This window comes from Kitasatospora sp. NPDC057512 (assembly GCF_042802135.1).
Taxonomy (GTDB): domain Bacteria; phylum Actinomycetota; class Actinomycetes; order Streptomycetales; family Streptomycetaceae; genus Kitasatospora.
Genome location: NZ_JBHVET010000191.1, coordinates 1 through 12,025, shown reverse-complemented (window position 1 = coordinate 12,025; position 12,025 = coordinate 1). Strand labels below are relative to the sequence as shown.

Below are 12,025 nucleotides of genomic sequence, written 5' to 3'. Positions count from 1 at the left end.
CACCCCTGCTGCGCCGCGCCTAATCGCCGCTAAAAGCCCTGGTCAGGGCCGTCAGTAGCCTCAGGCACTCGATGATCAGCCTGCGGTTCTCGTTGCGACGTCCCGTGTCCTCCGGCTCGGAACCCTGGTCGGACTCATCGTCGTGCGCCTCGCGGCGCGTGGGCGACTCGCCGTCCTCACCAGGCCTCTTCCTCCGCATGAACATGGAACACGCACTCCTCCCTGTTGGATCGCCCGAAGGGTTTCGGGACGTACGCGGGGGGTGGAGTCCAGGGAACTTCCTGGTAAGCGCTGCGAAGCGATAATAACGGCCGCTCAGCCACATTTACAAACTCGCAGTCGGGGCCGGAAGAAAACATATCGCCACGATATGGCTGTGGGTGATCTGCCCCTTTTGGCATGCGAAAGTAAATTACCGGCCGGTAGTAGTAGTCCGCCCCGCTGGCCACACCCGCTCAGAACGTGCGGTCGCCGGAGCTGTGCGAGCGGCCGGTGTCGGTCAGTGCGTGCACGGCTTCGGAAACGAGTGGCCATGACCCCGCCGCCGCACTCGGGAAACGATGTCGCTGTCCGACGTAGTCGGCGCTACGGTGGCGGCATGCCCATCAGCGTGACCGTGCGGACCTACACCGGAGAGACCCTGGCAGTCTGCACCCACCCGGCGATCGGTGACCTGTGCCGACGAGCCGAAACCTTGGCCTTGCCGCTGCTCGGCTACGTCGATCCCTATGACGACACCTGGTTCAACAGGTCGCAGATGCAGCTCCTGGTACCGGAGCTGAAGGCGCTGGTCGACAGCGCCTCAGCACCCGAGGCCGAGGCCGCAGCAGAAGTGCTCGCGTTGGCCGAGCAGCTAGAACACAAGCCGCACCGCTACCTCGTCTTCAGAGGCGACTGAGGATCACTTCTCCTGCGGAAACGGGTCCTCCTGCGTCATGACCTCGCTGTCGGTCGCCTGTACGAGGCTCCATGGACTGCGGCACGAGGAGATCAGCATGGGCGCCTGGGACCTGGGCCTTGCCGAACCGGACCTGGCAGCGGCCGAACTCGCCGTACTCGGCGCCGTGTGGGTCGCGGTCGAAGACGAACTCCGCACCAGCGATCTGGCGGCCGCTGAGTCTATGCCCCGGCAGGCGGCGAGGCTGAGCGGCGGGTTCGGCCGAGCTCCGGCCGACAGCGCCGTACCTCTCACTCCCGCCAGCGGGGAGCCTCGTCGTCCGGGGTGTCAGGGCTGGCGAAGTGGAAGGGGACCGACAGGTGCTCGGCCAGGGTCCGGCCCGCGTGTTCGGCGGCCGCGGCGCACACGAGCTGTCCGCTGCCGACCCCTTCCCCGTCCAGGTAGCGCCTGGCCGTGGTGGAGTGGACGGTGGCCAACGGGTGCTCCTGCGCCGGGTCCTCGGTGATCGCCAGCAGGACCGTGAACCAGTCGTGGACGGTGTCGCCGTCCCAGACCGCCTCGATCGCCACGACGCGGCCGGGGCAGCCGGCGGCACGAAACGCCAGGGACTCCAGGTCGAGGGGGCTGTCGGGGCTCCGGGCGATCCGGTCGCCGTGGTGGGTGTAGCGGTCGTTGACGATGTCCTGCGCGATGCGGATGCCGATGCCGGAGGGGACGCGGCCGACATCGACGACGGTGCGCAGCGCGTGGAAGAGGGAGTCCTGGAGGACGTACCCGTCGATCTCGTCGCGGATTCCCGCAGGCAGGCTCTCCCACCATGCGGCCCGCGCCGCCTCGTCCATCTCCACCGGTTCCTCCCCCGCCTCGCTGCGGCCCTTCCCGACAGGGCAGTGCGCCACGGTACCCGAGGCGGTACGAACGAGCGCCCGATTTTCCTGTCCACCCCCGACGCGCCCTCGCTCCGTGCCCGACGACCCCGGTCCCACCTGTGTGATCGGGATACCCGAGCCCGGCGGCGAGGACGTGATCTTCTGAGCCCGGCACCTGTGGGAGACCGAGGGGCACGTGGCTGGCGGCGCGCCAGCCGGCTACGCGCCGAGTGCGCCACACCCGGGACGATCACGATCAGCGGGAGGGGAGCTCCCGCCGCGACAGCGCCAGCTTTCGGCGTCCTCGGTCGATGTCGGTGACGACGACCAGGACTTCGTCGCCGACTCCTACGACCTCCTGCGGCGTCCGCACGGGTGTCCGTGCGAGGTCCTTGAGGTGGATCAGCCCCTCGACCCCGTCGGCGACCTGGACGAAAGCTCCGAACGGGACCAGCCGGGTGACCCTTCCGCGCAGTGTCCGGCCCGCGGCGACTCCGTCGGCGAAGTCCTGGAAGGGGTCCGGCCGCGTAGCCCGCAAGGACAGCCTGGCCTCCCCGTTCGTGGTGTCGAAGTGGAGGAATCCGCACGAGACGCGCTCACCGACCCGGACGATGTCCGTGGCCGTTTCGAAGTGACACCAGGACAGTTCGGGGATCGTGATGAACCCGACCCCTGGGAAGACCGGATGGCCGGGCCCGTCGTCCAGCGCCACGAACACGCCGAACGACTCGATCGATGCGACCGTGCCGGCGAGGATCTGGCCTGGGGCGAGCCGCTTCAGAAAGGCCCACAGCTCCGGGTTCCCGGTGGCTGCCAGGGACAGCCGTACGCGGCCCGCGGGCGGGTCGATGGCGATGACCTCGGCGGTGATCCGCTGACCGACCTCCACACCCTCGCTCCGAGGCTGCCCCCAGGGCCGGTCCAACGAGCCGACGAACCCCAGCGGTCTCGCCGGGAACCCGTCCAACGTCACCGCCACCCCGGAGCGGGTGACCTCTGACGCGACCCCACCACACAGGTCGCCGACGCGGATCGCTGACAGGAAGCTCCGTACGGCGCGGTCCTCCGGCGCTTCGCGCATGTCGGCAAGCCACGGCATCCCACCTGGGCATCTCAGTGACCGTTGACACAGGCCGACGCGACGCCTCCCGGCCTGGTCGTACGGTGACCGTCCATCGCTCGTCGACGGTGAAGCCGTCGGGGTCAACAGACCTTCCGGTAGGGCACCTCGGGGAGGTATGTGTCCCAGTCGGATTGCGGCAGTCCGCCTCCGGCTCGTTCGCAGATGTCGGCGGCTTCCTGGTCCGGGGCGACCGTGATCTCGTGCGCCGGTACGTGCTCGGTCGCTATGCGCAGGGTGCGGTCGTCGGGGCCGAAGGCCAGGGAGAGGGTGGCGCCTCCTGTCGTGGGGACGGCGGGGCCGAGTGGCTGGTGGGATGCGAGGTCCCACATCCGCAGTGTGCCGTCGGTGCCCGCGGCGGCCAGGATGCGGCCGTCGTGGGAGAAGGCCAATGCGGAGATGGGGTCGAACGCCCCCGTGGCGTTGGGTCTGAAGCTGCCGGGCAGTACGCCCAGGTTCCGCTCGGCGTTGCCGTCCCAGAGCGTGACGCGGCCGGCTTCGTCGCCGGTGGCCAGGTACGTGCCGTCCGGGCTGAACGCCACGGTGTGCGTCGTGTTCTGGGTGAGCGTACGAGGGACCACTCGACCTGACGGCAGGTCGGCGAGTTGGTTGTGGGAGGTGACGAGGAGCCGTCCGTCCGGCCGGACGGCGAGTTGCTCCCCGCCAAGGCCGGAGAGCACCCGGGTTCTGGCCCGTTGAGGCAGGTCCCAGACTTCCAGGGCCTCCTGCTGCGGAATCCGTGACACCAGGAGCGACCTTCCGTCCGGTGTGAAGGCGATCGCATTGACGTCGTCCACCGCACGCCGTTCGGGAGCCGCGAGATCCAGGGCCGCGGTCGTGCGGCCGGCGGAGACGTCCCAGACGGACACTCTGGGTGGTGAAGTCGGCTGCCTGTGGTCGACGATGCCGTAGGCGAAGGCTCGCCCGTCGGGACGGAACGCCATGAGGACGGTGCAGGAGAAGGAGAGCCGTCTGCCCTCGGGAGGCGGCAGGCAGGACAGGACGGGCAGGTCGACGACGTGTCCTCCGCCGCGGAGGTCCCGCAGTCGGATGTGGTGCGTGTGGTCGCCCGCGGACGACAGCAGGGTGGCGAGCGTGCTGCCGTCCGGGCTGAACACGGCGGCTGAGATCGGCTGGCTCGTCCAGGCCGGGGCGAGGACGTTCGTGAGGTCGATGGTGCGCACCGCGGCTCCGGTCGAGCCCTCCTGGTAGCGGATCCGGTGTTCGTCCGGATCCAGCCTGAACTGGCTGGCGTCGGTGTTGGCGAGTGGATGCCGCAGGAGCGGGACCGACGGGATGTCGAGGCGCCACAGCAGCACCTCCTTGCCGTCCGACGCCACCATGAGCGTTCCGTCCGCGCTGAACGACGCCTCCCTGAGGTCGGCGTGTTCGACCCGCGGGAGTTCCGTTCCCGAGGCGATGTCCCAGATCCGGACGCCGCCGCTGTCGACGACCGCCAACCGGCGGCTGTCCGGTGAGAACCCGACGGCCTGGTCCAGGCACTGCTGCGCGGTGGCGTCGGGAGCCCCGGCGAGCGGGACCTCGCGCTGCTCGGGCACGTTCCACACCTGGACCGGCCCGCCCGGAACGCACAGCGCCATCAGGCGGTCGTCTTGGCTGACCGACGCCTCGGGATACGGGAAGTTCTCCAGGCGGGGCCACTCTCCCCACATCCGCCGCTGCCTGACCTCCGGTACCCGGCGCGTCTCGTCGCGGGTGGGCGCTCTGTGTACGCCGCCCCCGGTGCGTCGTTCGAGCAGGAGCCGGCCGCTGTGGCTGTCCCGGACCTGGACCACGTCGTCCGTGCCCTCGGTCGCGAAGAGGACCAGGGTCCGCCCGCTCGGACCGAGCCGGGCCGCGGTTCCGGTCAGACCGGGGTCGAACGGGTGGCGTGTCACCGGGGATCCGCCCGTACTCTCCGCCGGCAGGTCCCACACGTTCACATGATCGAGTCCGAACACGGCGAGTGTTCGGGTGTCGGCGCTCATGTCCTCCACGTCCTCGGCCTCGGCCCCCAGGCCGGGGAGTGTTGCCACTCGCCGGTGCGTGCCGACGTCCCACTTCACCACCTCGTCCCGGCCGACACCGACCAGGGTGCGGCCGTCGCCGCTGAGGAAGTGGGTCTGCGGGACGGCTTTGCTCGACGGGGGGTCGGTGAAGACGTCCTGGTCCGGCTGGACGGCTGCGCCGAGCAGCGCGGACCGTGACTCGGGTAGATCGGCGGTCTTCCACGCGGCGACGCTCAGCCGCATCGCCGTGACCGGGTCGGACGAGCGCATGCCGTCCGCCACCGCGGCGGCCCGGCGGGCGGCGGCCTCCGTGCGGCGGCGTTCGCCGGTCAGGCTTTGCTGCCACGCGATCACCCCGGCCAGCAGGACGAGCACGACCAGGGCGGACAGTGTGGCGAGCAGGGTGCGCAGCCGCCGGGCGGAGCGCGCGGTCTTCCGGTTCTCCTGGTCGCGGGCTGTGAGGGCGGCGGTGAGGAAGCGGGACTCCAGCGGGGTGAGGTCGTCGCGGTGCCCGGCGCCGGCGAAGGTGGCTTCGGCCGCTGCCAGGCGGGTGCCCCGGTAGAGCGCTCCGGGGTCATGGCCCAGTTCCTCCCAGGCCTTGGCGGCTTCGGTGAGGTGCCGGTGGTGGCGCAGCCTTTCGCGGGCGTCTTCGACCCACGCGCTCAGGCGCGGCCAGCAGCTGATCAGAGCCTCGTGCGCCAGGTGGACGGTGTCTCCGTCCAAGGTGATCAGCCTGGCGCGGGTCAGGCTTTCCAGCACCGCTGCGGTGTCGGCGTCACCGGTACCGAGAGACTCGAGTTCGGTGCGGTCCGCGGGTCGGCTGGTGTCCTGCGCGCCCTCTCCCGGGGTGACCAGTCGCAGCAGGATGTGCCGGGCGACGGCGGCCTGCTGCGGCGTCAGGCGGTTGTAAGTCTGTTCCGCGGTGCGGGCGATGGCGCCGTGCACACCTCCGGCGGCTTCGTAGGCGGCCTCTGTCAGTGTCCTGCCCTTGCGGCGGCGCCAGGTCTCCAGCAGGGCGTGCGACAGCAACGGGAGCCCGCCCGGCTCGCCGTCGACCTCCTCGATGATCCTCGAGGTCAGGGCGCGCTCGACGATCAGGCCCGCGCCGGCGGCCGGATTGACGATCGCCTCCCGCAGCTCCGCCGGGCCCATCGGCCCGACCAGCAGCGTGGCCTCCCGCAGGGCCACGGCGAGCCCGTGGTGCTCCGCGCAGCGTCCGAAGAAGTCCGCCCGCACCGCCAGGACCACCCGTAATCGGCTCTCCGGCTCACACGCCGCCAGCAGCAGACCGATGAAGGCGGCACGCTCCGTCGGCTCGGTGGACAGCGTGAACGCCTCCTCGAACTGGTCCACCACCAGCACCGTGTCGCCCGTACCGTTCCCGGGCGTCAGCAGCGCGGCGTGGTCGCAGGCGGGCCGCGGGCCCGGAGTGAAGATCCGGATGGCGGCCGGAGCCGTGCCCGTCCCGCCCCGGTCCCGGAGCACCGGGATCAGTCCGGCGCGGAGCAAGGAGGATTTGCCGCTGCCCGAGGCGCCTACGACGGCGACCAGACGACGGGAGTCCACCAGTCCCAGCAGGTCGGCGACGAGCCTGTCCCTGCCGAAGAACCGCTCCCGGTCACCCGGTTCGAAGCGGGCCAGGCCCCGGTACGGCGCATCGGCATCATCACCGTCCTCCGCGGCCACATCCCGCACCGCGGCGTGCCAACGCCGCTCCCACTCCGCGAGGTCCCCGCCACAGGCCTCCACATAGGCCAATGCCACCGGCAGCGACGGGAGCTGCTGCCCGCCGGCCGCCCGCGACAGCGTCGCGACCGAGTAGCGGGTACGACTGGCCATCGCGCGGTAGGTGACGTTCCCCGCCTCCCGGCGTAGCTGGCGCAACTCGGACGCGAAGCGCTGGACCGGTCCTGCGGCCGGATCCAGCGGGCCTTCTTGGCGGCCCATCCGTGTCCTCCCCCGCTCGGCGGCACCCGGACCGTCAACGTACGCACCGGAGAGAGCCGCGGCAACGGCTTCCCAACGGCCTGTCCTGTTTCATCCGTCGTTCCGGCCCACGGAGCGGCACTTTGTTTCACGTGGTGAGGAGGGCTGCGCAACAACCAGTCGGCCGTGAAAGCTCGGTCGTGTCAGGGCCGGAAGGCGACACCACCGCCCCTGACGCCGGCCCGACCGCGCCCCGCGGTACCGCCGCCCGCGTGGGCTGCGGTACACGTGCGGCGGAGATTCCGAGCCGGGCAACGTCCCTCACCCCTCTGTTTCGCACCGACAGGAGACAGCCATGCGATTGGCCAAGATCCGTGCCGCAACGGTCGCACTCACCCCGACGCTGAAGGCGAAGCGATTGTCCGCGGCCACGGCGGCAGCGGTACTGCTGGTGCTTCCGGCAGCGGGAGCGGCCCATGCGGCGCCAGGCGAGAAGACCGCGCATTCCGGCCGCTACCACGTGGTCGGTGCGGTGCAGGAGATCTCCCCTGAGGCTGCCGAGGGGCTGCGCTCCGGCGCTGAGCAGCAGGGCCTGGCCTCGTCGTGGGTAACGCCGTGGGCGCATTGGACGCCGTACGCGGGCGGAGAGGTGAACGATGTGCGTATGCACGTGTTCAGCGGCTCCGACGGCCACGACCGAGCGTACGCGGAGGCCTACCTGAACTATGCCTGGGACGGGCTGTACCTGGACGTCTCGCAGACTGCGGGAAACGGGCACTGGCCGTGGCAGGCCCAGAACCTGAGTACCGTCGGCGGGCAGTCACATCGGGAGACTGCCAGCGTCTATGACGGGCCGGGCAACTGGGTGCGGGCGTGCGGCGCTTCATGGGGGGATGACAACGACCCGTGGGGCAACCCGAGGTGGGGCACCAACATCGCATGCACCGCCTGGAACTGACCGGTCAAGGAAGAGGCCGGCTCCACACCATCAGGAGGTCGCGTTCCGCACCGGCTCCAGGACCGTCGCGCCGACAGCGGACGGTACTGCCCGCCGGGCAACGCCGATCTTCTCTCCTCAGGAAGGAACGTCCCATGAAGCGCATGAACCGGTCGACCGGGATCCTGTTCGGCCTCGCCGCAGTCACCACGGCGCTGACCGGCTTCGCCGTCCCCGCCGCGTCCGCCGCCACACCCCAGGTCACCGCCGGCTGCTACGCGTCCTCCTGCAGCGGACGGGACCCCATCCAGATGGGCTGCAACGCGGACGCCTACACCGTGGAATCGGTGAGTTCCGCCTACGGCACGATCGAACTCCGCTACAGCTCCTCGTGCAAGGCGAACTGGGCGAGGATCTCCGGTGCCTCGAACGGACAGCTGTTCTGGGTGGAGAACAGCTCCGACATCCAGTTCTGGAACGCGATCGGCTCCACCGGCTACGGCGACATGGTCGACGGATCGGGCAGCGCGCGCGCCTGCATCTCCGGCAACGGTCCCTGCACCGGCTGGCACTGAGACTCCTCTGCCCGGCCGGGGTCGGGAAGCCGCGCGGTTCGCGCTGGTTCCCCGTCTCCGGGCCATGGCCACGGCATGCGACATCGGAGAACCTCAGGACTCCGTGACACCGCCGTTCTGCGGGCCCCCGTTGCGAAGCGACCCCCCAGGACAGGACCCAAAGGCCCAGCCCACCGAAACGGACATGGCATCGACAGGCATTCCGGGCCGGGACCTTCCCGGCCCGGAATGCAGACACCAGGAGGAAGAACATGAAGACACGACGCATCCTCACGACCCTGCTGCTGGCGGGGACGGTGGCCACCGCGACGCTGGCGGTGACGCCCGCCGCGCAGGCCGCACCGAACAACGGGAACTGCCGCGGCGCCCGGGCCTTCTGCTTCTGGTACAACAGCAACCAGTCCGGCTCGGTGGCCGGCTGGGACCTGCTCACCGGCTTCAAGGGCTTCGAAGACCTCGCCTACGCCGGCGCGTTCCAGGGCCCCGGCAACGGACAGGGCGTCGCGGTGAAGAACAACGCGGCCTCCGCCACCTACCAGTTCCCCGGCAACTGCTACGGCTACGTCAGGGTGTACTACAACAGCGGCTGGAGCGGGCCCTCGGACGACGTTCCGGCCTGCGGCAACATCAACCTGGTGCGGACGAAGAACGAAAACGCCTCGTTCTACGTCTACGGCTGACAGTGATGATGTTCGTGGTGGCGCTGCTGGTGGGTCTGACCCCTCGGCTGACTGACGTCTCGACTGTCCTGTTTGGGATTTGTCGGCTCATCGGTGGCGTCACCACGCACGCGGCCGGACGGGCGTTTGTGACTTCATAGGAGCCTGGCCAGAGGCCCCGTCACTGTCTTGTCCACCCGCCCGACCGGCGCGTGCCGCCCCCGGCTCGGACAAGCGGCAAGGACGGACATGACCAGCATGACGTATGACGGCCCGGAGATCACCGGCGGAGTCGACACCCACGGGCTGACCCACCACGCGGCGGTGATCGACCGGCTGGGCCGGCACCTGGCCGACCAGGAGTTCCCGGCCACTGTCGCCGGCTACCGGGACCTCCTGGAGTGGATGCGCTCGCACGGCGCCCTGCGCGCGGTCGGCGTGGAGGGCAGCGGTGCCTACGGCGCCGAGCTCGCCCGGGTGCTGACCGCCGCAGGGGTCACGGTCCTCGATGTGGACCGGCCGGACCGCAAGGTGCGCCGCCTGCGCGGGAAGTCCGACCCGATCGACGCCTACGCGGCCGCCACGGCGGTGGCCGCCGGCCGGGCAGTCGGTGTCCCCAAAAGCCGCGACGGCGTGGTCGAGGCCATCCGGGTGCTGCGATGTGCACGCCGCAGCGCGGTCAAGGCCCGCACCCAGGCGATGAACCAGATCCGCGGCCTGCTCGTGTCCGCACCGGCGGTGCTGCGCGAGCAGGTCGCGGGTCTGGAGCGGGCCCTACTGATCCGCACGCTCGCCCGGCTGCGGCCCGGAACGGACCTGTCCGCGCCGCTGGCCGCGACCAAGGCCGCCCTGCGGCGCCTGGCCCGCCGCCACCAGGCGCTCAACGACGAGATCACCGAGCTCGACACCGAGATCGGCCCGCTGGTCAAGCAGGCCGCCCCGCAGCTCTTGGCCCTGTTCGGGGTCGGCTCCGAGACCGCCGGCCAGCTCCTTGCGTCGGCCGGCGACAATCCCGAACGGATGCGCTCCGAGGCGGCGTTCGCGCACCTGGCCGGAGTCGCACCGATACCCGCCTCCTCCGGCCGCACCCACCGCCACCGCCTCAACCGCGGCGGCGACCGGGCCGCCAACAACGCCCTGCACACCATCGTGCTGGTCCGCATGCGCTACGACGAGCGCACCCGTGCCTACGTCGCCCGCCGCACCAAGGAAGGGCTGTCGAAGAAGGACATCACGCGGTGCCTCAAGCGCTTCGTCGCCCGTGAGGTCTACCGAGCGCTCACCAGCACACCATCAACCAAAATCACGCGAACCGATCTTGCTCCTGCGGCTTGACGTCTATAGGAGTCAGCCGTTCACCTGCGGATGACGCCTTGCCCGCGTGAAAATCGGTGCGGGGGCCATCCGCTGACGCCGCATGATGTTTGGGCTTCGAGTCCGCATAGGAGTCTGGTGAGGGGGCCGCCCGAGGGACCACGCACTGTCGCCTTGAGCACGCCGTTCAGCTTCTCCGCCTCCCTCAGGCCCCCCGGGTGGCCCCCGCCCTGGAGCACGACAGCAAGGGAGGACAACCGGTGGAGGAGACGAGAGAAGAACAGGCCGACGGGGCGGTGGCGCGGGTCGCGGCGATCGACATCGCGAAGGCGTCCGGCGTGGTCTGCATGCGCCTGCCGCACGAGGACCGCGAGGGTCGGCGGGTGCAGCAGGTCTGGACGGTGGCCTCGACCACCAACGCGGTCCTGGAACTCGGCGACCGGCTGCTCTGCCAAGGCGTGCAGCGGGTGGTGATGGAGGCGACCGGCAACTACTGGAAGCCGTTCTTCTACCTCTTGGAGGCCCGCGGCCTGGAGTGCTGGCTGGTCAATGCTCGCGAGGTGAAGAACGTCCCAGGACGCCCGAAGACCGACAAGCTCGACGCGGTCTGGCTGGCCAAGCTCGCCGAACGCGGCATGGTCCGCGCCTCGTTCGTGCCGCCCAAGCCGGTTCGCCAACTGCGGGACCTCACCCGCACCCGCACCGCATTCACCCAGGACCGCACCCGCCACAAGCACCGCGTCGAGAAGGCCCTCGAAGACGCCCAGATCAAGCTCTCCAGCGTGGTCTCCGACCTCTTCGGCGTCTCGGGCCGGGCGATGCTCGACGCCCTGGTCGCCGGCGAGCGCAACCCGCGCGCGCTCGCGGAGCTGGCCAGAGGCAGCCTGGTCAACAAGCGCGAACTCCTTGTCGAGGCACTGACCGGGCAGTTCGAGGAGCACCACAGCCGTCTCCTGCGGATCCTGCTGGAGACCGTCGACCACTTCACCCGCCAGATCAGCGAACTCGACCGGCACATCACCACGCTTCTCAACGAGCTGGCCGGCCCGGCCGCCGCTGCCGAACACGACGAGGCGCCGACCACCGCTGTCGGACGCCCCGGGCCCGAACTGGTCGAGCGCCTCGACGCCGTCCCCGGAGTCGGAGCCACCACCGCGCACATCATCCTCGCCGAGATCGGCCTGGACATGAACCGCTTCCCCAGCCCGGAGCACCTGGTCTCCTGGGCCAAGCTCTGCCCCAGAACCATCCAGTCCGGGACGAAGAACACCACCGGCCCGGCCGGTCGCGGCAACCCCTGGCTCAAGGGCGCCCTCGGCGAAGCCGCCAACGCCGCTGCCCGCACGGACAGCTTCCTCGGCTCGCGCTACCGCCGGATCGTCAAACGCCGGGGCCACGCCAAGGCGCTGGTCGCCGTCGCCCGCTCGATCCTCGTCATAGCCTGGCACCTGATCAACGACCCCGACGCCCGCTACCAGGACCTCGGCGCGGACTGGCACCAACGCCACCTGAACAGCGCCCGCCGAACCCGCGACCTCGTCCGCCAGCTCCAAGCCCTCGGCCACCAGGTCACCCTCGCCCCCACTGCCTGACCGAACCCGCTCACGAGTTCGTCCGTTCCGCTCCGCGCAACGGACGCTGCCGCCTGCCCGGCTGAAGTTCGATTTTCCGTTCAGCATCCCAGCAGGACCCGGCCGGGCCGTCCGACTCCTCGGACG

General features: G+C 70.3%; 9 protein-coding genes. 6 read left to right on the top strand and 3 right to left on the bottom strand.

Features of this window, described 5'->3' with window-relative positions; genetic code table 11:
- Positions 1 to 598: 598 nt before the first annotated feature.
- Positions 599 to 898: a hypothetical protein gene (locus ACFU6K_RS15325; protein WP_380663317.1), complete on the top strand. Its 300-nt coding sequence runs from the start codon at positions 599 to 601 to the stop codon at positions 896 to 898.
- A gap of 290 nt (positions 899 to 1,188) precedes the next feature.
- On the opposite strand, the gene ACFU6K_RS15320 is transcribed toward ACFU6K_RS15325, so the two are convergent.
- From ACFU6K_RS15320 to ACFU6K_RS15310, 3 genes are all read right to left on the bottom strand, one after another.
- On the bottom strand, positions 1,189 to 1,740 hold the full coding sequence (locus ACFU6K_RS15320; RefSeq protein WP_380663319.1) for a hypothetical protein: 552 nt from the start codon (positions 1,738 to 1,740) through the stop codon (positions 1,189 to 1,191).
- 283 nt (positions 1,741 to 2,023) lie between these two features.
- Positions 2,024 to 2,974, bottom strand: coding sequence for a S1 RNA-binding domain-containing protein (locus ACFU6K_RS15315; protein WP_380663315.1), 951 nt, complete (start codon positions 2,972 to 2,974; stop codon positions 2,024 to 2,026).
- Entirely contained in the window at positions 2,971 to 6,843 is a 3,873-nt protein-coding gene (locus ACFU6K_RS15310; protein WP_380663313.1) for a helix-turn-helix domain-containing protein, read from the bottom strand. The genes ACFU6K_RS15315 and ACFU6K_RS15310 overlap by 4 nt, the downstream gene beginning before the upstream one ends.
- A gap of 334 nt (positions 6,844 to 7,177) precedes the next feature.
- Between ACFU6K_RS15310 and ACFU6K_RS15305 the strand changes: the two genes are divergently transcribed.
- From ACFU6K_RS15305 to ACFU6K_RS15285, 5 genes are all read left to right on the top strand, one after another.
- Positions 7,178 to 7,780, top strand: a complete 603-nt coding sequence (locus ACFU6K_RS15305; protein ID WP_380663311.1) for a hypothetical protein — start codon at positions 7,178 to 7,180, stop codon at positions 7,778 to 7,780.
- A gap of 134 nt (positions 7,781 to 7,914) precedes the next feature.
- Positions 7,915 to 8,334 (top strand): DUF2690 domain-containing protein, encoded by a 420-nt coding sequence (locus ACFU6K_RS15300; protein ID WP_380663309.1) that lies wholly within the window; start codon positions 7,915 to 7,917, stop codon positions 8,332 to 8,334.
- A gap of 251 nt (positions 8,335 to 8,585) precedes the next feature.
- Positions 8,586 to 9,014, top strand: a complete 429-nt coding sequence (locus ACFU6K_RS15295) for a hypothetical protein (protein ID WP_375876891.1) — start codon at positions 8,586 to 8,588, stop codon at positions 9,012 to 9,014.
- Positions 9,015 to 9,242: 228 nt separating this feature from the next.
- Entirely contained in the window at positions 9,243 to 10,328 is a 1,086-nt protein-coding gene (locus ACFU6K_RS15290; RefSeq protein ID WP_380663307.1) for an IS110 family transposase, read from the top strand.
- Positions 10,329 to 10,567: 239 nt separating this feature from the next.
- Entirely contained in the window at positions 10,568 to 11,899 is a 1,332-nt protein-coding gene (locus tag ACFU6K_RS15285) for an IS110 family transposase (protein ID WP_380663305.1), read from the top strand.
- Positions 11,900 to 12,025: the final 126 nt, after the last annotated feature.